Annotated in this window: 17 protein-coding genes and 2 pseudogenes; 5 read left to right on the top strand and 14 right to left on the bottom strand. The window is 72.4% G+C overall.

Annotated elements, in window-relative coordinates:
* Positions 1-48: 48 nt before the first annotated feature.
* From OG534_RS15050 to fahA, 7 genes and pseudogenes are all read right to left on the bottom strand, one after another.
* Complete coding sequence (locus OG534_RS15050; RefSeq protein ID WP_326588569.1) at positions 49-2,802, bottom strand: fumarate reductase/succinate dehydrogenase flavoprotein subunit; 2,754 nt, start codon at positions 2,800-2,802, stop codon at positions 49-51.
* Between the two features lie 11 nt (positions 2,803-2,813).
* Complete coding sequence (locus tag OG534_RS15045; protein WP_442807228.1) at positions 2,814-3,551, bottom strand: ABC transporter ATP-binding protein; 738 nt, start codon at positions 3,549-3,551, stop codon at positions 2,814-2,816.
* Between the two features lie 5 nt (positions 3,552-3,556).
* Positions 3,557-4,435 carry an ABC transporter permease gene (locus OG534_RS15040; protein ID WP_326588568.1) on the bottom strand — a complete coding sequence of 293 codons (879 nt, stop codon included), beginning with the start codon at positions 4,433-4,435 and terminating at the stop codon, positions 3,557-3,559.
* Positions 4,432-5,743, bottom strand: a pseudogene (locus OG534_RS15035) (ABC transporter substrate-binding protein). Before OG534_RS15035 ends, OG534_RS15040 begins: the two are co-directional and overlap by 4 nt.
* A 43-nt stretch (positions 5,744-5,786) precedes the next feature.
* Positions 5,787-6,014 (bottom strand): 4Fe-4S dicluster domain-containing protein, encoded by a 228-nt coding sequence (locus OG534_RS15030; protein ID WP_109778462.1) that lies wholly within the window; start codon positions 6,012-6,014, stop codon positions 5,787-5,789.
* A gap of 41 nt (positions 6,015-6,055) precedes the next feature.
* Positions 6,056-6,826 (bottom strand): GntR family transcriptional regulator, encoded by a 771-nt coding sequence (locus OG534_RS15025; RefSeq protein ID WP_326588567.1) that lies wholly within the window; start codon positions 6,824-6,826, stop codon positions 6,056-6,058.
* 150 nt (positions 6,827-6,976) lie between these two features.
* Complete coding sequence (gene fahA, locus OG534_RS15020) at positions 6,977-8,200, bottom strand: fumarylacetoacetase (RefSeq protein WP_326588566.1); 1,224 nt, start codon at positions 8,198-8,200, stop codon at positions 6,977-6,979.
* Positions 8,201-8,341: 141 nt separating this feature from the next.
* On the opposite strand from fahA, the gene OG534_RS15015 reads away from it, so the two are divergent.
* Complete coding sequence (locus tag OG534_RS15015; RefSeq protein WP_326588565.1) at positions 8,342-9,181, top strand: HAD family hydrolase; 840 nt, start codon at positions 8,342-8,344, stop codon at positions 9,179-9,181.
* A gap of 82 nt (positions 9,182-9,263) precedes the next feature.
* On the opposite strand, the gene OG534_RS15010 is transcribed toward OG534_RS15015, so the two are convergent.
* Together OG534_RS15010 and OG534_RS15005 are read right to left on the bottom strand one after the other, a co-directional pair.
* Positions 9,264-11,285 carry a CocE/NonD family hydrolase gene (locus tag OG534_RS15010; RefSeq protein WP_326588564.1) on the bottom strand — a complete coding sequence of 674 codons (2,022 nt, stop codon included), beginning with the start codon at positions 11,283-11,285 and terminating at the stop codon, positions 9,264-9,266.
* A 69-nt stretch (positions 11,286-11,354) separates the two neighbouring features.
* A pseudogene (locus OG534_RS15005) lies at positions 11,355-11,516 on the bottom strand (peptide MFS transporter); the annotation flags it as partial.
* Positions 11,517-11,724: 208 nt separating this feature from the next.
* On the opposite strand from OG534_RS15005, the gene OG534_RS15000 reads away from it, so the two are divergent.
* The 4 genes from OG534_RS15000 (at position 11,725) to OG534_RS14985 (ending at position 14,946) form a co-directional block, all read left to right on the top strand.
* Positions 11,725-12,735 (top strand): polyprenyl synthetase family protein, encoded by a 1,011-nt coding sequence (locus OG534_RS15000; RefSeq protein WP_326588563.1) that lies wholly within the window; start codon positions 11,725-11,727, stop codon positions 12,733-12,735.
* A gap of 220 nt (positions 12,736-12,955) precedes the next feature.
* The gene (locus OG534_RS14995; RefSeq protein WP_326588562.1) at positions 12,956-14,179 is read left to right on the top strand and encodes a LolA family protein; all 1,224 of its coding nucleotides are present in this window, start codon (positions 12,956-12,958) and stop codon (positions 14,177-14,179) included.
* Between the two features lie 150 nt (positions 14,180-14,329).
* On the top strand, positions 14,330-14,533 hold the full coding sequence (locus tag OG534_RS14990) for a hypothetical protein (RefSeq protein ID WP_326588561.1): 204 nt from the start codon (positions 14,330-14,332) through the stop codon (positions 14,531-14,533).
* A complete protein-coding gene (locus OG534_RS14985; RefSeq protein ID WP_326588560.1) occupies positions 14,530-14,946 on the top strand; it encodes a hypothetical protein in 417 nt (138 codons plus the stop codon). The genes OG534_RS14990 and OG534_RS14985 overlap by 4 nt, the downstream gene beginning before the upstream one ends.
* 57 nt (positions 14,947-15,003) lie before the next feature.
* Here the strand turns inward: OG534_RS14985 and OG534_RS14980 are convergent, their stop codons facing one another.
* From OG534_RS14980 to OG534_RS14960, 5 genes are all read right to left on the bottom strand, one after another.
* Entirely contained in the window at positions 15,004-16,320 is a 1,317-nt protein-coding gene (locus OG534_RS14980; RefSeq protein WP_326588559.1) for a M28 family metallopeptidase, read from the bottom strand.
* Between the two features lie 235 nt (positions 16,321-16,555).
* Complete coding sequence (gene rarD, locus OG534_RS14975; RefSeq protein ID WP_326588558.1) at positions 16,556-17,515, bottom strand: EamA family transporter RarD; 960 nt, start codon at positions 17,513-17,515, stop codon at positions 16,556-16,558.
* A 125-nt stretch (positions 17,516-17,640) separates the two neighbouring features.
* On the bottom strand, positions 17,641-18,495 hold the full coding sequence (locus tag OG534_RS14970) for an NmrA family NAD(P)-binding protein (RefSeq protein ID WP_326588557.1): 855 nt from the start codon (positions 18,493-18,495) through the stop codon (positions 17,641-17,643).
* A 209-nt stretch (positions 18,496-18,704) separates the two neighbouring features.
* Positions 18,705-19,787, bottom strand: a complete 1,083-nt coding sequence (locus tag OG534_RS14965) for a 2-oxoacid:ferredoxin oxidoreductase subunit beta (protein WP_326588556.1) — start codon at positions 19,785-19,787, stop codon at positions 18,705-18,707.
* Entirely contained in the window at positions 19,780-21,723 is a 1,944-nt protein-coding gene (locus tag OG534_RS14960) for a 2-oxoacid:acceptor oxidoreductase subunit alpha (protein ID WP_326588555.1), read from the bottom strand. The genes OG534_RS14965 and OG534_RS14960 overlap by 8 nt, the downstream gene beginning before the upstream one ends.
* Positions 21,724-21,819: the final 96 nt, after the last annotated feature.

Raw genomic sequence — 21,819 nt, 5'->3', positions numbered from 1 at the left:
TCCCGCCCGGCGCACGCGGCGCGCCTCCGAACGGGGCCTCGCCGCGCCTCAGGCGCGGGCCGCGTACGCCCGGACGTCCGCGTCGGGGTCGCCGACCGCCGCGGCGAGGGCCGCCCGGGCCTCCGCGGTGTCCCGGTGGGCCAGCAGGGCGAGGACCGCGGCCTTGCGGACATCGGCGTTGGCGTCGGCCAGCGCCCCGGCCAGCGCGCCGGCCAGGGCCGGTACGGCCGCCCCGGGCCCGGCCGCCCCGGGCCCGGCCGCCGCCAGCGCGGCGGCCGCCCCGGCCCGGACCTGCCAGGCGGCGTCCCCCAGCGCCGCGACCGCCGTGCGGGCGTACCCCTCGGGGCAGCCGGTCGAGGCCAGGGCCGCCAGGGCGGCGCCGCGCACCAGCGGGTCCGGGTCGCCCAGCAGCGGGTCCAGCGGGGCCGGGGCAGGGGCGTGCACCGAGGCCAGCCCCCTGGCGACCGCCACCCGGACCTCGCGGGCCGGGTCCGCCGCGGCCGTGGCCAGCTCCGGTACCGCGTCCACCGAGACCAGCGCGCGGACCGCGTGGATGCGGACCTCCGGGTCGGCGTCCGCCAGCGAGGCCGCGTACAGCCGTGCGTCGCCCAGGCGCAGGGCCCGCAGGGCTTCGAGCGAGGCCGAGCGCACCGCGGGGTCCGGCACGGCGAGCGCGGCGCGCAGCCCGGCCCCCAGCTCCGGCCCGCCCGGCAGGACCTCCACCAGCTCGCGCAGCGCGGCCGCGGCGGCCGCCCGTACGGCGGGAGCCGCATCGCCGAGGCGGGCGGCCAGTGCGGGCCCGGCCCCCGCGGGGACGGTCTCGCCGAGTGCGGCCACGGCCGCCGCCCGGACCGCGGGATCGGGGTCGTCCAGGTAGGGGCGCAGGAGGTCCAGGCCGGGTGACTCCTCCGCCAGGGCGAGCAGTTCGAGGATCCGCGGCGAAGCGTCCCGCAGCGGCCCGGCGGACGCCGCGCTTGCGGGTGCGGACCCGGGCGTCCCCGGGGCTGTCGTCCGCCCCGCCGGAGGCGACTGGCGGGGGCCCGCCGTGGACACCGGGACCAGGGCGACCTCGCCCAGGTGCCGCGAGGGGCCGCCGGCCGGGGCGAACCCGTCGACCGGCACCAGGTACGGCTCCACCGGCCGGGCCGTGAACTCCATCGCGCCCGAGACCGACTTGCGCAGGTCCAGGTGGTGCAGCCAGCCCGCGTCATCGCGCTCGGGGTGGTCGAGCCGCTCGTGGTAGAGGCCCCAGCGGGACTCCGTACGGGCCAGCGAGGCGCGGGCCGCCATCTCCGCGCAGTCCCGGATGAAGGACACCTCCGCGCACCGCATCAGCTCGTGCGCGGTGGTCGCGCCCATCTGCGCGATCTCGCCGGTCATCCGGTCGAAGGCCTCGACGGCGAGCGAGAGCTTCGCGCCCGTCTTCGGCGGAGCCACGTAGTCGTTGACGAACCGCCGCAGCTTGTACTCCACCTGCGGCTGCGGAGGCCCGTCCGGGTTGCGCAGGGGGCGGTAGACGAGCTCGTGGGCCGCCGACAGCTGGTCGGCCGGCAGCTCGCCCTCGTACGCCGTGTACCGGGCCGCGTCCGCGCCCGCCAGATCGCCGAAGACAAACGCCCCGATCATGTAGTTGTGCGGGACGGAGGCCAGGTCCCCGGCCGCGTACAGCCGCGGGACGGTGGTGCGGGCGTGGTCGTCGACGCGCACGCCCGAGGCCGAGTGGCCCCCGCACAGGCCGATCTCCGAGATGTGCATCTCGATGTCGTGCGTGCGGTAGTCGTGGCCCCGGCCCGCGTGGAAGGTCCCGCGCGTCGGCCGTTCCGTGGTGTGCAGGATCGATTCGAGGGAGGCCACCGACTCCTCCGGGAGGTGGCTGAGCTTCAGGTACACCGGGCCGCGGTCCGAGGCGAGTTCGGCCGCGAACTCCGCCATCATCTGCCCCGACCAGTAGTCGGAGTCCACGAACCGTTCGCCGTGCCGGTTGACCTGGTAGCCGCCGAAGGGGTTCGCGACGTACGCGCACGCCGGACCGTTGTAGTCCTTGATCAGCGGGTTGATCTGGAAGCACTCGATGCCGGTCAGCGCGGCGCCCGCGTGGTAGGCCATGGCGTAGCCGTCGCCCGCGTTGGTCGGGTTCTCGTACGTGCCGTAGAGGTAGCCGGAGGCGGGCAGTCCGAGGCGCCCGCACGGGCCGGTCGCCAGGACCACCGCCCCGGCGCGCACGGTCACGAAGGCGCCGGTGCGGGTGTTGAAGGCGGCCGCGCCGATCGCCCGGCCGTCCTCCGGCGAGGTCAGGACCCGGACCGGCATCACCCGGTTCTCGATCCGGATCCGCTCGCGCATCTCGCGGCGCCGCAGCTGCCGGTAGAGCACCTTCTTGACGTCCTTGCCCTCGGGCATGGGCAGCACGTACGAGCCCGAGCGGTGGACCTGGCGCACCGCGTACTCGCCGTGCTCGTCCTTCTCGAACTTCACCCCGTACGACTCCAGGCGCTGCACCATCGCGAAGCCGCGGGTCGCGGTCTGGCGGACCGTGGACTGGTCGACGACGCCGTCGTTGGCGCGGGTGATCTCGGCGACGTAGTCGTCGGGCTCGGCGCGGCCGGGGACGACGGCGTTGTTGACCCCGTCCATGCCCATGGCGAGCGCCCCGGAGTGGCGCACGTGCGCCTTCTCCAGGAGCAGGACCCGCGCGCCGCGCTCGGCGGCGGTCAGCGCCGCCATCGTGCCGGCCGTGCCGCCGCCGATGACGAGGACGTCGCAGGAGAGTTCCTCGGCGTCGCCGAGCGCGGGGATGTCCATGGCGCGGCCCTTCAGAGTGAGTTGATGATCTGCTTCCGGAGCCCGGCGGGCGACGCGTCGCGGTCCCGCGGGTGCGGTACGGGGACCACCTCTCCGGTACCGAGCAGCGCGACGCGGTCGCCGAGGAACAGCGCCTCGTCCACGTCGTGCGTGACGAACACGACGGTCGCGCCGGTGCCCGCGAGGACGTCCACGAGGAGGTCCTGCATCTCGGCGCGGGTCTGGGCGTCGAGCGCCCCGAAGGGTTCGTCCATCAGGACGGCGCGCGGGCGCGCGGCGAGGGCGCGGGCCAGCTGCACGCGCTGGCGCTGGCCGCCGGAGAGCTGGTGCGGGAGCCGGTGGGCGTGGCCGCCGAGCCCCACGCGCTCCAGCCACTCCTCGGCAACCCGCCGCCGCTCCGCGCGCGGCAGCCGGCGGGAGCGCCCGATGGCGAGGGGGAGTTCGACGTTGGCGCGGACGGTGCGCCAGGGGAGCAGGGCGTCGTCCTGGAACACCAGGGCGCGGTCGGCGTCCGGGCCGGTCAGCGGCCGCCCGTCCTGTTCGACCGTCCCGCCGAGCGGTGGCAGCAGCCCGGCCAGGGTGCGCAGCAGCGTGGACTTCCCGCAGCCGGACGGGCCCACGACGGTGAGCACCTCCCCGGCCTCGACCGTCAGGTCGACCCCGTCGAGCACCACGTTCCCGCGGTGGCCCAGCCGCACTCCGCGCAGCGCGAGGGTGGCGCCGGGTGTGTGGGTGGTCAGGGTGGTCAGGGTGGTCACTTCTGCGTCCCTCCGGTGGTCGCGCCCTGCGGGGAATCGGCTCCGCGCAGCGGCACCCGGGCCGGGCGGAAGGCTCCGGGTGCGGCGGCGCCGGCGGGGGACGACGACACGGCGGAACGGGGGAGCCAGGACGTCAGGCGGCGGCCCGTGCGCTCCACCGCCGTGGACGTCAGCCATCCCAGCGCGCCGATGGTGACCATGCCGACGAAGACGCCGGGGTAGTCGACCACCGTGTAGTCCTGCCACGTGCGGTAGCCGACCCCGTACTCGCCGGAGATCATCTCGGCCGAGATCACGCAGATCCACGACACCCCGATGCCGACCGACAGGCCCCCGAAGATGCCCGGCAGGGCCCCCGGCAGGACCACCGAGAACAACACCCGCGCCCGCCCGCCGCCCATCGTCAGGACGGCCTCCTCCCACACCGGCGTCAGCGCCCGCACCGCGTGCCGCGTCGAGACCAGCACCGGGAAGAAGGCGGCCGTGCAGGTGATGAACACGATCCCCTGCTCGTTGGAGGGGAACAGCAGGATCGCCACCGGGACCAGGGCGATGGCCGGGATCGGACGCAGGACCTCCAGCAGCGGTCCCAGCACGTCGGCCGCCGTCCGGGACCGGGCGATCGCCGTGCCCACCACCACGCCCAGGACGGCGGCGAGCGCGAAGCCCGCCACGATCCGGCGCAGGCTGGACACCAGGTCCTGCCAGTAGGGGGCGGTCCCGGCCCGCTCCGCGAACGTCGACGCCACCTCGCCCACCGTCGGGAACTGCTCGAAGCGCAGCCACACGTTCACGTCCAGCGAGGTCAGCGCCTGCCACAGCAGCAGGGCCGCGCCGAGCGAGGCCGCCCGCAGCAGCCAGCGGCCGCCCGTCATGACGCCAGCGCCCCGGCCTCGGCGAAGCTCACGATGCGCGCCCCGGAGCCCTGGTTCCGCTCCACGTACGACTTCGCGCCCGCGGCCGTGACGAAGGCGCGCAGCTCCGGCCCCTCGGCCACCCACACGGCCTTGTCCGCGAACCAGAGCGTGCCGGTCACCGCGTCCGGCACGTACGCAGCCCGGACGTCCGCGCCGCGTGCCGCCTTGAGCAGCTCGCGCGGGGAGTCGAAGGACTGCGTGCGGGTCTGCCCCTTGAGCCACAGCTCGGGGCGGGCGGCCGCCGCCTTCGGGTACTCCGGCACGCCGGCCGCCGCCCGCTTCAGGGGCTCGGGGTCGAGGAAGGCGTCCACGTCCACGTCGCCGACCAGCTTGGCCGCCTTCAGCACCGGCACGTCCTGCTTCAGCGCGTCGATCAGCTCCGGCCGCAGGGCCGGGTCGAAGGTCGCGATGCCGTTCGCGCCGTTGTAGAGGTACACCACCTCCGCCGGCAGGCCGGTCTCCTTGGCCACCGACTCGGCGGCCGCCACCGGCTCGGTCCTCAGCTGGTCGGTGGCCTTGCGCTGCGCCCGCAGGAAGGCGTCCAGTACGCCCGGCCGCTCCTTCGCGAACTTCTCGCGCACGGTCACCCCGTGGAAGGTCGGCAGGTCGAGCTCGGCCCCGTCGTACAGGGCCTTCGCCCGGCCCTCGAAGGCCAGTTGCCCCGGCCACGCCACGAACTGCGACAGGGCCGTCCGCGCTGCCCGCCTGGAGCGCGGACGCGCCCACGCTGGGCTGCTGGTTGAGCTTCTGGATACCGCTCTCCGGGTCGATCCCGGTCCGCTGCAGGGCCCGTACGAGGGTGCCGTCGGCCGCGGACCCGACACTGGTCGACACCTTCTTGCCGCGCAGGTCGGCCAGCGACTCCAGCTTCGAACCGGGCGCGGTGACCTCGGTGTTGAGACCGCCGCGCAGGTTGTAGCCGGTCACCGACACGAGGCGGGTGGGCTGCTTCAGCTCCTTGCCGCGCGCCGCGTTGAGGAGGAGCGGGAAGTCGCCCATCGAGCCGATGTCGATCTTCCCGGCGGTGATCTGGGCGGTGATCGGGGCGCCGGTCGCGTAGTCCTGCCAGTCGACCCGGTAGGTGACGCCGTCCTGCCTGCCGCGCTCCGCGAGCTCCTGCTCGAAGTAGCCGAGGGAGCGCAGGAGCGTGCCGGCGGTGACGGTGTTGATGGTCTTGGACTGGTAGCCGACGGTCACGGTGACCGTCTTGGAGCCCGCCGCCCCCGAGGCGTCCGCGCAGGCCGTGGCGAGCGGGGCGAGGAGCAGGGCGCGGGCGCGAGTGCCTTGGTACGCATGGGGGTGGGGCCTTTCACCGGAGCAGGTAGGGCATGTTGACGGTCACCGCGCCGGTGGGACAGCGGGCGGCGCACGGGCCGCAGTACCAGCACTCGTCCACGTGCATGTACGCCTTGCCGTCGTCCTCACGGATCGCGAGCGAGTCGAGCGGACACATGTCGACGCAGAGGGTGCAGCCGTCGATGCACAGGGACTCGTCGATGGTCACGGGCACGTCGCCGCGCTGGGGGACCACGGGCATGGCTGTCTCCAGGAAGGTGGGAACGTTCGGTGTCGGAGGGCTCAGAGCGAGCGGCGCAGCAGGCCGCTCATGGTGATCCGGTCGCCGCGGAAGCGGATGAACTCCAGGTCCACGGGCCGGCCGTCGCCCAGGTGGGTGAGCCGTTCCAGCATCAGGACGGCGGCCCCGCGCGGGGCCTGGAGGACGGCGGCGGAGTGCGCGTCGGCGTTGACGGCTTCGAGGGTGATCTCGGCGTGGCCGAGGGGCTGCCCGGTCAGCTGTTCCAGGAGCCGGAAGACGTCGGTGTTCTCCAGGTCGCAGCCCAGGAGTCCGGCGCCGATGTCCATCGGGACGTAGGTGAGGTCGAGGGAGAGCGGCAGGCCGTTCAGGCGGCGCAGCCGCTCGATGCAGAGCACGTCGGTGTGCTCGGGCAGGCCGAGGCGGCCGGCGACCGGGGCGGGGGCGCGGACGGGGCCGACCGTACGGACCTCGTTGGTCACCCGGCCGTGCTCGTTGAGGGTCTCGGCCAGGCCTTGCAGGCGGTCCAGGCCGTGCGGGTACTTCTCGCAGACGACGACGGTGCCGACGCCCGGGCGGCGCTCCACCAGCTGCTCGCCGCGCAGCAGGTCGAGGGCCTGGCGGACGGTGTTGCGGCCGGCCCCGTAATCGGCGGCGAGGTCGCCCTCCAGGGGGAGGACCCCGCCGGGGTAGCCGCCCGCCAGGATCTGGTGGCGCAGCAGGTCGGCGAGCGCTCGCGCCTGGTCCGCGCGCAGTCGCCGGCGGCGCGCGGCGGCGACCGGGACGGTGTGCGTGACGGTGCGTTCGGCTGGCATGGCAGGGAACGTACCGGGGACCCGGCGTCGGTGGTGTTGCCGCAGTGTTGCGCCACCTGACGACGCTTATGCAAGGCCCTGACCTGCGGTTTCGGCGGGGTGGCGGAAAGATCCGCCACCCCGCCGTCTGTGTTTGCCGCCGGCGTCGGCCTAGCGGGATCCCACAATGCGGCCGGTGACCTCGCCGAGGCCGACGCGCGTGCCGTCCGGGCCCGGGGCCCAGGCGGTGAGGGTGACGGTGTCCCCGTCCTCCAGGAAGGTGCGCTTGCCGTCGGCGAGGTCGATGGCGTCACGGCCGTTCCAGGTCAGCTCCAGGAGCGAGCCGCGCTGGCCGGTCTCCGGACCGCTGACGGTGCCCGAGCCGTAGACGTCGCCGGTGCGCAGGGAGGCGCCGTTGACGGTCATGTGCGCGAGCTGCTGGGCGGCGGTCCAGTACATCGACGCGAACGGCGGCTGCGCCACCTCCTGCCCGTTGATGGACACGGTGATGTGCAGGTCGAAGCCGCCGGGGCGGTCGAGCTCGGCGTCGTCCAGGTAGGGCAGGAGCGGGAAGTCACGGGCGGGCGGGGCGACGCGGGCGGCGTCCAGGGCCTCCAGCGGGGTGACCCAGGCGGAGACCGAGGTGGCGAAGGACTTGCCGAGGAAGGGGCCGAGCGGCACGTACTCCCAGGCCTGGATGTCGCGCGCCGACCAGTCGTTGAGCAGGAACAGTCCGAAGACGTGGTCCTCGAACGCGCCCAGCGGCACCGGGCTGCCCAGCTCGGACGGGGTGCCGACGACGAAGCCGACCTCGGCCTCGATGTCGAGCTTGACGGACGGGCCGAAGACGGGCGCCGGGTCGGCGGGTGCCTTGCGCTGCCCGGAGGGCCGTACGACGTCGGTCCCGGAGACCACGATCGTGCCGGAGCGGCCGTGGTAACCGATCGGGAGGTGCTTCCAGTTGGGTGTCAGCGCGTCGCCGTCGGGGCGGAAGATCCGGCCGACGTTGGTGGCGTGGTGCTCGCTCGCGTAGAAGTCGACGTAGTCGGCGACCTCGTACGGCAGGTGCAGCGTGACCTCGTCGAGCGGCAGCAGGTGCGGCTCGACCGTGGGGCGGTGGCCGGGGTCGGTCACCCAGGCGGTCAGCGCGCGGCGCACGTCGCGCCAGGCGGTGCGCCCGGCGGCCAGCAGCGGGTTGAGGGAGGACTGCCCGAGCAGCCCGGAGTACGGGGAACCGAGCGCGAGCGCGGCCGCCCCCGCGTCGAGCACGTGCCTGCCGATGCGCACGCCGATCCGGCGGCGGTCCTCGCCGGCGGTCGAGAAGACGCCGTAGGGGAGGTTGTGCGGCCCGAACGGGTCGCCCTCGGGGACATCGAGGGGGCTCTGCTGGGGCATGGGGTACTGCCTCGCTTTCGACGCGGTCCGGGGGTGTCCCGGGGGCTGGTTGACACGTTACGTGGCTGAAGGGGCCTGTGGGAGGCCGGATTCGGGCTCTATTTGTAGGACTTGTCCAAAGGGGTCCGTATCCTTGGCGCCGTGACTTCCGCCCCGCCTCCGGCCCTCCCCTATGCCTTGATCGCCACTGACCTGGACGGGACTCTGCTGCGCGCCGGGGACACCGTCTCGGCCCGCTCCCACGGGGCGCTCGCGACGGCCCGTGCGGCCGGCGCCCGACACATCATCGTCACCGGACGCCCCGTTCCACAGGTCCGACATGTCCTGGACGGTCTCGGCTATACGGGGCTCGCGGTGTGCGCGCAGGGCGCGCAGGTGTACGACGCGGCGCGCGGACGACTGCTGCACTCCGTCTCCATGGACCGGGAACTGGCCGAGGTGGCCCTCGGCAAGATCGAGGCGGAGGTCGGCGAGGTCTGGGCGGCGGTGAACCAGGAGGGGCTGGACGCGGAGATGCTGATGGGGCCGGGCTACCGGATGTGGCACCCGCACCTGCCGACGGTGCGGGTGCCGCGGCGGGCGGACCTGTGGTCGGCGCCGATCAACAAGGTGCTGCTGCAGCACCCCGAACTGGACGACGACGAGCTGACGCGGGTGGCGCGGGCGGTGGTCGGCGACCTGGTGAACGTCACGATGGCGGGGGAGCACACGGTGGAGCTCCAGCCGCCGGGCATCGACAAGGCGAGTGGGCTCGCGCGGGCGGCGGAGGTCCTGGGGGCGTCCCCCGGCGGGACGATCGCCTTCGGGGACATGCCGAACGACATCCCGATGTTCGCCTGGGCCGCGCACGGGGTGGCCATGGCCAACGCCCACCGCGAGCTGGTCGCGGTCGCGGACGAGCTGACGCTGTCGAACGAGGCGGACGGCATCGCGGTGGTCCTGGAACGGCTCTACGGCAATATCAGCCCCGCCGGCGTTTGAGGCGCGGGGTCCGGGGCGGAGCCCCGGGGCCGCCCGCCAGGGCGGTTCGGCCGGGCCCCACCGCCCGCCAGGGCGGCCCGGCTCAGCCCGCCGCGCGCGGCAGCCGGCGTTCCCACGTCCGGTGGAAGACCACCTCGCCCCCCTCACGGCACACCACCTCGTTCGACGTCAGGAAGCCGCCCTCGTCGCACCGGATCTCCGACCGGGTCTCCACCCGCGCGTCCCAGCCCAGCTCCGGCCGGTGGAGCCGGATCCGCCACTGCGACCACGTCCGCGCCGACAGCGCGTCGCCGTCCCGGATCTCGTACACCTCCTCCGCGTCCTCGCCGTACTCCAGGCCGTCCGGATACACCCGGGTGCCCCCGTACCGCGGGTCCACCTCCAGCCGCCACGCCCCGCGCGCGACGTCCCGTACGACCAGCCGTTCCGGGCGCGGTTCGTCCAGCGTGGCCGGGACGGCGACACCCAGCGGCGGCGCCTGCTCCGGCGGCTCGAAGACGATCCCCCCGTCCACGGCGGACGCGGCGGACGAGGACGACGCCGCCCGCACCGGAAGCGTCAGCGCGCTCCCCGCCGGATCCAGCGTCCAGCCCGCCTCGGACCCGGCCCGCGGCCAGATCCACGGCCAGTACGCGGAGGACACCGCGAGGCGGATCCGGTGCCCCGGCGGGAAGGCGTGGCCGATGCCGTTCAGCTCGAAGGTGACGTCCTCGTACGAGCCCACCGGCCACGGGACCGCCCGGTCCCGGCCCTGGCGGGCGGAGAGGTTCAGCGCGCCCCGCGTGACCAGCGTCGAGGAGCCGTCCGGGGCGACGTCGCACAGCCGGGCCACGACCTGCCCGTACGGCACGTCGAGCCGCAGCCGCAGGGTCACCGAGGGCCGGCCCAGGATCTCCACCGGCTCCTCGCGCCCCACCGGGAACTCGAAGCAGGCCGCCTTCGCGTCCTCCTCCCGCTGGTCCGGCGGCAGGTCGGCGTCGTTGCCGAAGGGGAGGAACCGGCCCGAGTCCAGCCCGGTGTGCTGCGGCGAGGCGACGGCCACCGGCGCGCCCTGGAGCACGTACGGCACGGGGATGACGGACGCCGAGGGCCAGGCCTTCTCGCCGACCCACCGCCCCGGGAGCTCCTCGTACACGGTCGCCGGCGGGTGCGCGTCGCTGATCCAGGCGCGGAGCAGCGGCTCGTCCATGACCCCGGTGTCCACGCCCTTCAGCCAGTGGTCCCACCAGCGCAGGGTCTCCTGGAGGAAGCCGATCGCCGGCCCTGGCGACAGCCCGCGGTCCGGGTACTGGTGCGACCAGGGCCCGATCAGACCCCGTACGCGCGCGGACGGCAGGTGTTCGACGAGCCGTAGCACCGTGTCCCGGTACGGGTCGTGCCAGCCGCCGACCGCGAGCACCGCCGCGCCGATCGCCGCGTAGTCCTCGCAGACGCTGCCGTGGCGCCAGTAGGCGTCGCGGGTCTGGTGCGACAGCCAGGTGTGGATGAGCGGTTCCACCGCCTCCAGCCGGTCCAGCCACTGCCGGCGCCAGCCGTCGCCGGCGAACAGCGGGTCCGGCGGCCGGGAGGCGAAGGCCAGCATGGTCGCCGCCCGCGCGTGCATGTCCACGGCCAGCACCGAGCCGCCCATGTAGTGGACGTCGTTGTCGAAGCGGTCGTCCGTGGAGCAGACGGTGACGACCGCCTTCAGCGGTTCGGGGGCCAGGGCGGCGATCTGGAGGGAGTTGAATCCGCCCCACGCGATCCCGAACATCCCCACCGCCCCCGTGCACCACGGCTGCGCCGCCAGCCACTCCACCACCGCGACCCCGTCGGCCAGCTCGCGGGCGTCGTACGCGTCGCCCGGACGGCCCCCGCTGCACCCGTGCCCGCGCACGTCCACCCGTACGGAGGCATAGCCGTGCCCGGCGTACCAGGGGTGGCGCTGCCAGTCGCGCGGCGCGGTCCGGTCGGTCAGCCGGTACGGGAGGTACTCCAGCAGCGCCGGGACCGGCTCGTCGGTCACCGGGCGCCAGATCCGGGCGTACAGCTCGACGCCGTCGGGCAGCGGGATCCGGACGTCCTCGTGGGTGGTCTCGTACGGGAACGCGGTACGGATGATCATGTGCGCACCACCTCGGTGAACTCAGTGGACGGGGTGCGTCGTGCGCCGCGGCCACGGCGCCGGCGCGATCACGGCCGTGGCGTGGCGGTCGCGGGCGATCAGGACGCCGCCCCAGAGCACGGACCGGTACGAACCGGGGATCCGGTCGGCGAGCCATCCGCCGGCGGACGCCACGAGGTAGACCATGGTTCCGTCGGCCGCCGAGACGGAGGCCGCGGGCTCGTCCATGCCGGTCGCAGTTCTGGACAAAACGTATGCTCCGTTTGATTCGGCTCCTCACGAACATACCGGTGCGCTTCGGACAGTGCGCGCGTGGTGGCCGGGAAGGCGCTCTCGGTGATCGAAAACAGACCCGATACGCTGGCTTGAGTGATGGCAGCGACACATCGACAATCCATGTGATCGTCAGCGTGATCGTCAGCAGACAGGAGTACCCCTCGTGACCGTCGTCGGGCCGTTCGGACTGAGCGTGCGGGACCAGGCTCTTGAGACCGATGTCCAGGCCGGACTGGCCGCCGTCGAGGCGGGTCTGCTGGAAGCCACCAAGAGCGAAGTCCCCTTCATCACCGAGGCCGCACAACACCTGGTCCGGGCCGGAGGCAAGCGGTTCCGGCCGCTGCTGGTGATGCTCGCGTCCCGTTTCGGCGATCCGTACGCGCCCGGAATCGTTCCGTCCGCCGTGGTGGTCGAACTCACCCACCTGGCCACGCTCTACCACGACGACGTCATGGACGAGGCGGACGTCCGGCGCGGCGTGGACAGCGCCAACACCCGCTGGGGCAACTCGGTGGCCGTCCTCACGGGTGACTTCCTGTTCGCCCGGGCCTCGCACATCCTGGCCGACCTCGGACCCGAGGCCGTCCGCATCCAGGCCGAGGCCTTCGAGCGGCTGGTGACGGGTCAGATCCTGGAGACGGCCGGTCCCCGCGACGGCCGCGACCCCGTCGCCCACTACCTCGACGTCATCGCCGGCAAGACCGGCTCGCTGATCGCGGTCTCCGGCCGCTTCGGCGCGCTCATGTCCGGCGCCGACGAGTCGGTCGTCGACATCCTCACCCAGTACGGCGAACGGCTCGGCACCGCCTTCCAGCTCGCCGACGACGTCCTCGACATCGCCTCCGACGCCCACGAGTCCGGCAAGACCCCGGGCACCGACCTGCGCGAGGGCATCCCGACGCTGCCCGTGCTGCGGCTGCGCGAGATGGCGGCCCAGGGCGGCGCCCCGGACGACCTGGAACTCGTACGCCTCCTGGACGGCGACCTGACCGACGACGCCCGGCACGCCGAGGTGCTCACCCGGCTGCGCGCGCACCCCGCCCTGGAGCAGGCCCGCCGCGACACCATCCGGTACGCGCAGGACGCGCGGGCCACGCTCGCGCCGCTGCCCGAGTGCTTCGCGAAGTCGGCGCTCGAAGAGCTCTGCGACGCGGTCGTGCACCGCGCCGGGTAGCAGCCGCCGTTGCGCAGCGGGCCCTTCGGCCCCACGACCCCTACGGGTCGGGGGAGGAGGGCCCGTTCCATGTCATCCCACGGTCGTACGCTCAATTGCGTCCGGGGACTGACGCCCCCGCGCCGCCGATTTGGTCAGATGGAGTCATCAACCCCACCAGATCGGGTGAGCGCGGCGACACGGGGGTCGCCGCCGTCGACACAGAGGGCAGGGCACTGACATGGCAGCGAACACGAAGACTTCTCGCAAGGTCGCCCGGTACGCCGTACCGGTTGCGGTGGCGGGTGTGGCCGCGGCGACCGTCGCGATGGTCCCGGCATTCGCCAACGCCGGCGGGCCCGACCTGCCCAAGGTGACGGCACAGCAGCTCGTCGAGAAGATCGCGGCTTCGGAGGTACAGCAGCTGTCGGGCACGGCCAGGATCAGCACGGACCTGGGCCTGCCGAAGATCGCGACCGGACTGCTCGGCGGTGGTGGCGTCGCGGGCGGCTCCGCCAACCCGGAGGACAAGGTCGCGCAGCTGGCGAACGGTACGCACACCCTGCGCGTCGCGGCCGACGGCCCGGACCGCCAGCGGCTGACGTTCCTCGACGGCAAGGACGAGTACAGCCTCATCCACAACGGCGACGACGTCTGGGGCTACGACTCCAAGTCGAACGAGGTCTTCCACGAGAAGAACCCCGAGGCGGGCAAGGGCAGCGGCAAGGACGGCAAGGACGCCGGCAAGGAGCACAAGACCGGCGACCGGCTGACCGCCTCGCCCCAGCAGATGGCCGAGGAGATCCTGAAGGCCGCCGGCACCACCACGGACGTCAGCGTGGGCGACACCGCGCAGGTCGCGGGGCGGGACGCCTACCAGCTGGTGCTCAAGCCCAAGCAGAGCGGCTCCACGGTCGGCTCGGTCCAGATAGCGGTGGACGCCAAGACCGGCGTGCCGCTGCGCGTGCAGCTGCTCTCCTCCCAGGGCGGCAAGCCGATCGTGGACGCCGGTTTCACCAAGGTGGACTTCGCCAAGCCGTCCGCCGACACCTTCGCCTTCACCCCGCCCAAGGGCGCCAAGCTGACCGAGGGCACGGACGGTGCGGCCAAGGGCGAGAAGGACGACGCGTTCAAGGCGCTGGAGTCCTTCCCGGGCCTGGACGGCCTGATGGGCGGGCCGAACGGCAAGGGCGACCTGAAGGTGCTCGGCGAGGGCTGGGCGACCATCGCGCGGATCGACTCGGGCGAGGGCAAGGGCCTCAAGGACCTGGAGAACGACAAGAACGCCCCGAAGGAGGCCAAGCAGTTCCTCGACTCCCTCGGGGACAAGGTCAGCGGGAAGTTCGGTGAGGGCCGCGTCCTGTCGACCCGCCTGGTCAACGCCCTGATCACGGACGACGGCAAGGTCTACGTCGGCGCGGTCACCAAGGACGCGCTGGTGAAGGCGGCCGACGCCAACAAGTAGTCAGTGGTCAGTGGTCGGTAGTCGGTAGTCGGTAGTCACGTCACGCGCCGCGGGCGCGCGCGCCGGAAGGGTGGGTCGGGGACTGTGTCCCTGCCCACCCTTCCGGCATTCCTGCTGTCCGTACAGCGCACTCGCTGTACGGTGTTGGGCATGTCGAGACACGTCACCATCCGCCTGGACGAGGACTTCCACGAACGCCTGAAGGCACGTGCGGCGGCTCTGGGGACGACGGTCACCGCGCTGATCACCGAGGTCACGGAACGCGAACTCGACGAGGACCGGAAGAACTTCCTGTCCGGCATAGAGGAATTCGCCGACCACTGGGGCTACTTCCAGGAGCGGTTCGGCAATTGAAGATCACCATGGAGTGGGCCTGGACCGCTCTGGCCCACCATCTCCCCTCCGATCCCGCCGTGTGGGATCCCTCCGGGGTGGCCGCCGCGGTCGCCCGACACCAGAACGACCTCGTCCTGGTACCCGAACAGCCCGCCCCGGACACCGCGTGGCGGGCCGCCGCGTTTCTGCACACCCTTGCGGTGTGCCCGGCGCTGGAATCCCCGATGAACGAGTTCTACGCGGCCGCCGCGACCCGCTCGTACCTGCGCGTGGCCGGGGCCAGACAGCTTCCCTCGCCCGAGGAGCTCGGCGATCTGGTCGAGGCGGCGAAGCTGGGCCGCGCGGACGTCGCGGCCGTGGCCGAGGAGCTGCGCGCCCGGATCCAGGAACCGCTGCCGGCGTCGCTGCAGGGCCGTACCGAGGACGGCTGAGCTCCGGCACGATCCGATCGGACCATGCCGGAGCCCGGGGTGGGGACCGGGGCGCGACTAGAAGGCGATCTTCCAGCTGTTGATGTAGCCGACGTCCTGCGCGGCCGCGTCCTTGACCCGGAGCTGCCAGACCCCGTTCGCGACCTCGCTGGAGGCGTTGACGGTGAACGACTGCACGAGGTTGTCGGCGCTGCCGCCACTGCGGTTGTGCAGGTTGTAGACCGTGCCGTCCGGAGCGAGCAGGTCGACCACCAGGTCACCGCGGTAGGTGTGGACGATGTTCACGTCGACCTTGGTGGTCGCGGGCGCGTTGCCCGTGACACCGGAGACCGTGATCGGCGAGGTCACCGCGGCCGCGGGGGAGTCCGGGATGGTCACGTCCGCGGTGTTCTCGAAGGACGGGCCGGGCGGGACCGGGGTGGAGGCGCCGAGGTTCCAGATCGCGTAGGCGACGGCGTCCGAGTTGCGGTCCAGGGCGGTGTCGCTGATGTTCGTCAGGCTGTCGCACGAGGAGTGGTAGCAGCGGTCGAAGGCCTGACCGGAGGTGCCGCCCCACTTCTGTACCTGCGCCGCCGTCTTCGTCCGGCTGGCGCCGGTGAACAGACCGCCGACGGGGATGCCCACGTTCTTGAAGGAGGCGTGGTCCGAGCGTCCGTCGCCCTCGGTCTCGATCTCCGTCGCGACGCCGATGCCGGCGTAGTAGTTCTTGAACGTCTGCTCGATGGTCGGGTCGTCGTCGTAGACGAAGTAGCCCGGGTTCGGCGAGCCGATCATGTCGAAGTTCAGGTACCCGGAGAACTTGGCGCGCTCGGCCGTCGGCAGGTTGTTGACGTAGTACTTCGACCCGATCAGGCCCAGCTCCTCCGCGCCCCACCAGCCGAAGCGCAGGTGCTTGGTGGGCTGCAGGCCGGCCCGGGAGACGGCGAGGGCCGTTTCGAGGACGGCCGCGCTGCCGGAGCCGTTGTCGTTGATGCCCGCACCCGACGTCACCGAGTCCAGGTGCGCGCCGGCCATCAGGACCGAGTTCGGGTCGCCGCCCGGCCAGTCGGCGATCAGGTTGTAGCCGGTGGCGCCGCTGGAGGTGAAGGTCTGCAGGGTGGTCGTGAAGCCGGCCGCGTCGAGCTTGGCCTTCACGTAGTCGATCGAGGCCTTGTACCCGGTCCTGCCGTGGGCGCGGTTGCCGCCGTTGTTCGCGGCGATCGTCGAGAACTGCGACAGGTGGGCCTTGACGTTGGCGAGCGGTATGTCGGGCGGGGTCGGCGCCGCGGCGACCGCCGTGGGGGCGGCGAGGGCGGTGGGGGCGGTGGCGGCGAACAGGCCCGCGACCGCGAACGCGGTCACGGCGGCAAGGCGCCGGGAGACGGACAGGCTCATGTGGGGGCTCCGGGATTCCGCGGGGATATGACGGAACGAGCGAGATAGAGCAGGTGAGCGTTAGTGCGTCAGTGCGAGCCTGATGTTCAGCGAGAGTGTGACTGTCCGTCAAGACCACAATTCGGTCAGGGTGGTTCGGAAAACGGACGATCCCCGGTACGGGGTGTCCGTACCGGGGATCGTGAGGGTGAGGGGTTTGCTGGTGCGCGCCCTGCCGGGCGGCCCGCCGCGGCGGTTACGCGGGCTCGCGGGCCGGCGGCGCCGCGACGACCGGCGCCGCGACGACCGGCGCCACTTCGAGCCTCGCCCGGGAGCGTCGCGCCGTACGCAGCGCTTCCCAGGTGAGGAGGGCCAGCGCGGCCCACACCAGGGAGAAGCCGGCCCAGCGCTCGGGCGGCATGGCCTCGTGGAAGTACAGGACGCCGAGCCCGAACTGGAACACCGGGGCCATGTACTGGAGCAGCCCGAGCGTGGACAGCGGGACCCGGATCGCCGCCATCCCGAAGAACACCAGCGGGATCGCGGTGACCAGGCCGGTCGCGGCCAGCAGGAGCGAGTGTCCGACGCCGTGCGTGGCGAAGGTGGACTGGCCCTGCGCGCTCAGCCACAGCACGTACCCGAGGGCCGGCAGGAACAGCACGGCCGTCTCGGCGGTCAGCGACTCCAGGCCGCCCATGTTGAGCTTCTTCTTGATCAGCCCGTACGTCGCGAAGGAGAAGGCCAGGATCAGCGAGATCCACGGCGGCCGCCCGTAGCCGATGGCGAGCACCAGCACGGCGCCGAAGCTCAGCCCGACCGCCACCCACTGCACGCGGCGCAGCCGCTCGCCGAGCACCAGCACGCCGATGGCGATGCTGACCAGGGGATTGATGAAGTAGCCGAGGCTCGCCTCGACGACGTGACCGTTGTTGACGGCCCAGATGTAGAGGCCCCAGTTCACGCTGATGATCAGGGCGGCGAGCGTGGTCAGGCCGAGCTTGCGGGGCTGGCGTGCCAGCTCCCGTATCCAGCCCCAGCGGCGCAGCGCGAGCAGCGCCAGGCCGACCACGGCCAGGGACCACACCATGCGGTGGGCGAGGATCTCGACCGCCCCGGAAGGCTTGAGGAGTGGCCAGAAGAGGGGCACGAGCCCCCACATCCCGTAAGCGCCGAATCCGTAGAGCAAACCCGTGCGCTGCTCGTTCTCTGCCTTCACGGGGGCCTCCTGTACGACTTCCAGCCAACTTCACGACGGTATCGTCGCGCGCGCCAGATGTCATGCCCGTAATCGGGAGATACTCATGACATCTTCGGGGGCTTGCGTGGCCGGACCCGCTGCGGTCAGGCCAGCGCAGCGCCGATCGCCTCGGCGACCGGGGTGGTCGGGCGCCCGATCAGCCGGGACAGGTCCCCGCTGGTGTGCGCCAGCCGGCCGCGGGCGATCGCGGCGTCCACGTCGACGAGGATGGCCGCGAAGTCCTCGGGGACCCCGGCGCCGGTGAGGATCGAAAGGTGCTCGTCCGCCGGGACCTCGGTGTACGCGATCTCCTTGCCGGACTGCGCCGACACCTCGGCCGTGTACTCCGTGAGGCTCCAGGCGGTGTCGCCGGAGAGCTCGTACACCCGGTTCAGGTGGCCCTCGGTGGTGAGCACCACGGCCGCGGCGGCCGCGTAGTCCGCCCGCGCCGCGGAGGCGACCCGGCCCTCGCCCGAGCTGGCCACGACCGCGCCGTGCCCGAGGACGGTGGGCAGGTTCCGCGTGTAGTTCTCGTGGTACCAGCCGTTGCGCAGGAAGGTGTACGGGATCCCGGAGTCGAGGATGGCCTGCTCGGTCGCGGTGTGCTCGGCGGCCAGGTCGAAGTCCGCCTCGGGGCCTCCCCGGATGCCGGTGTAGGCCAGCTGGGCCACGCCCGCCGCCTGCGCGGCGCCCAGTACGGCGGTGTGCTGCGCGACGCGCCGCCCGATCTCGTTGCCGGAGATCAGCAGGACCCGGTCGCCGGCCCGGAAGGCCGCGGCCAGGGCCGCGGGGTCGTCGTAGTCGGCGACGCGGACGTCGACGCCGCGTGCGGCCAGGTCGGCGGCCTTCTCCTCGTTGCGGACGACCACGGCGACGCGGTCGGCGGGGACCCGCTCCAGCAGCTCCTCGACGACGAGGCGCCCGAGGGCTCCGGTGGCGGCGGTGACGACGATGCTCATGGCTGCTCTTCTCGGTCGGCGACGCGATGTGATGCGATAGCGCCATCCTACGGTAAGCGCTAACTTTTCGAAAGTGTCCTGTGTTCCTGTGTCCCGTGCCCCGTGCCCCGTGCCCGTGTTCCCGTGTGCGCGGAGTGCCGGACCTCATGCCGAAGCCCGGATCCCCTCGGAGGATCCGGGCTTCGTCGCGGCGGTCGTGCGGACGCAGGTCAGCCGACGACGGTCCAGGTGTCGCTGCCGGACAGCAGCGCGCCGAGGTCGCCCTTGCCGCTGCGGTCGATGGCCGCTTCGAGCTGGTCCGCCATGAGCGTGTCGTAGACGGGCCGCTCGGCGCTGCGGAAGACACCGATGGGCGTGCGGTGCAGGGTGTCGGGGTCGGCCAGGCGGGAGAGCGCGAACGCGGTCGTGGGGCTGGCCGCCTTCGCGTCGTGGACCAGGACCCGCGCCTCGTTGTCCGCGGTGACCTCGACGACTTCCAGGTCCCCGGTGACCGGATTGCGCACGACGCCCTTGGCGTCGTCCACGCCGAAGCGGATCGGCCGGCCGTGCTCCAGCCGGATCACCGCCTCCTGCGCCTGCTTCTGGTCCTTGAGGACCTCGAAGGCGCCGTCGTTGAAGATGTTGCAGTTCTGGTAGATCTCGACGAGCGCCGTGCCCTGGTGGTCGGCCGCCTGGCGCAGGACCTCGGTGAGGTGCTTGCGGTCGGAGTCGACGGTGCGCGCGACGAACGAGGCCTCGGCGCCGATCGCCAGCGACACCGGGTTGAAGGGCGCGTCCAGCGAGCCCATCGGCGTCGACTTGGTGATCTTGCCGACCTCGGACGTGGGGGAGTACTGGCCCTTGGTCAGCCCGTAGATCCGGTTGTTGAAGAGGAGGATCTTGAGGTTGACGTTGCGGCGCAGCGCGTGGATCAGGTGGTTGCCGCCGATGGACAGCGCGTCGCCGTCGCCCGTGACGACCCAGACGGACAGGTCGCGGCGGGAGGTGGCGAGGCCGGTGGCGATGGCCGGGGCGCGGCCGTGGATCGAGTGCATCCCGTACGTGTTCATGTAGTACGGGAAGCGGGAGGAGCAGCCGATGCCGGAGACGAAGACGATGTTCTCCTTCGCCAGCCCGAGCTCGGGCATGAAGCCCTGCACGGCGGCGAGCACGGCGTAGTCACCGCAGCCCGGGCACCAGCGGACCTCCTGGTCCGACTTGAAGTCCTTCATCGACTGCTTGCTCTCGGCCTTGGGCACCAGCGAGAGCAGGGTGCGTGCCCCTTCGGACACCTCTTCGGTCACCTCAGTCATCGATGGCCTCCTTGAGGACCGTGGCGAGCTGCTCCGCCTTGAACGGCATTCCGTTGACCTGGTTGTACGACTGGGCGTCGACCAGGTACTTCGCCCGGATCAGGGTGGCGAGCTGCCCGAGGTTCATCTCCGGCACCACTACCTTCTCGTAACGCTTCAGGACCTCGCCGAGATTCCTGGGGAAGGGGTTGAGGTGGCGCAGGTGGGCCTGGGCGACGGGGAGCCCGGTGAGCCGCAGCCGGCGGACGGCGGCGGTGATGGGGCCGTAGGTGGACCCCCAGCCCAGGACCAGGGTGGTGGCGCCGTCCGGGTCGTCGACGTCGAGGTCCGGGACCCGGATGCCGTCGATCTTGGCCTGGCGGGTGCGGACCATGAGGTCGTGGTTGGCCGGGTCGTAGGAGATGTTGCCCGTGCCGTCCTGCTTCTCGATGCCGCCGATGCGGTGTTCGAGGCCGGGGGTGCCGGGGACGGCCCAGGGCCGGGCGAGGGTTTCCGGGTCCCGCTTGTAGGGCCAGAACACCTCGGTGCCGTCGGCCAGGGTGTGGTTCGCGCCGGCGGCGAACTTGACCTTCAGGTCGGGCAGGTCCGTGACCTCCGGGATCCGCCAGGGCTCGGACCCGTTGGCGAGGTAGCCGTCGGAGAGCAGGAAGACCGGGGTCCGGTAGGTGAGTGCGATCCGGGCCGCGTCGAGGGCGGCGTCGAAGCAGTCCGCCGGCGTCTTCGGGGCCACGATCGGGACGGGGGCCTCGCCGTTGCGGCCGAACATGGCCTGGAGGAGGTCCGCCTGCTCCGTCTTCGTCGGCAGGCCGGTGGAGGGGCCGCCGCGCTGGATGTCCACGATCAGCAGCGGGAGCTCCAGGGAGACCGCGAGACCGATCGTCTCCGACTTCAGCGCCACGCCGGGCCCGGAGGTCGTGGTCACCGCGAGCGCACCGCCGAAGGCGGCGCCGAGCGCCGCGCCGATGCCGGCGATCTCGTCCTCGGCCTGGAAGGTCCGCACGCCGAAGTTCTTGTGCTTCGAGAGCTCGTGCAGGATGTCCGAGGCGGGGGTGATCGGGTAGGAGCCCAGGTAGAGGGGCAGGTCGGCCTGCTGGCTCGCGGCGATGAGGCCGTAGGAGAGGGCCAGGTTCCCGGAGATGTTGCGGTAGGTGCCGGTGGGGAAGGCGCGGGTGGCCGGGGCGACCTCGTAGGAGACCGCGAAGTCCTCCGTCGTCTCGCCGAAGTTCCAACCGGCGCGGAAGGCGACGATGTTCGCCTCGGCGATGTCGGGCTTCTTCGCGAACTTCTGCCGCAGGAAGGTCTCGGTGCCCGCGGTGGGCCGGTGGTACATCCACGACAGCAGGCCCAGCGCGAACATGTTCTTGCTGCGCTCGGCCTCCTTGCGGGAGAGGCCGAAGTCCTTCAGCGCCTCGACCGTCAGGGTCGTCAGCGGCACCGGGTGGAGGTTGTACGCGGCCAGGGAGCCGTCCTCCAGCGGCGAGGTCTCGTAGCCGACCTTGGCCATGGGGCGCTTGGTGAACTCGTCGGTGTTGACGATGATCTCCGCGCCGCGCGGCACGTCGCCGATGTTCGCCTTCAGCGCGGCCGGGTTCATCGCGACCAGTACGTTCGGGGCGTCCCCGGGCGTGAGGATGTCGTGGTCGGCGAAGTGGAGCTGGAACGAGGACACACCGGGCAGGGTTCCGGCGGGGGCGCGGATCTCGGCGGGGAAGTTCGGCAGCGTCGACAGGTCGTTCCCGAACGACGCCGTCTCCGAGGTGAAGCGGTCACCGGTGAGCTGCATACCGTCACCGGAGTCGCCTGCGAATCGGATGATCACACGATCGAGGCGGCGGATTTCCTTGGGGCCCGGGCTCTCCGGGGCGCGCTGTCCACCGACAACCGCACCCCCGGCCCCGTCGGCCTGCTCGGCTGGACTGCTGACCTGGCTGGTCACTGAACTGGACCTCCTTCGAGGCGTGACACCCCCATAACCCACCCTACGTCGGTAGGGATCAGGTCCCCAGGAGCGACCACATTCTGGACCGTAGGA

Source organism: Streptomyces sp. NBC_01294 (genome assembly GCF_035917235.1).
Classification (GTDB): Bacteria; Actinomycetota; Actinomycetes; order Streptomycetales; family Streptomycetaceae; genus Streptomyces; species Streptomyces caledonius.
The sequence above is the reverse complement of the archived record's forward strand: the minus strand, read 5'-3'. Positions and strand labels throughout refer to the sequence as shown.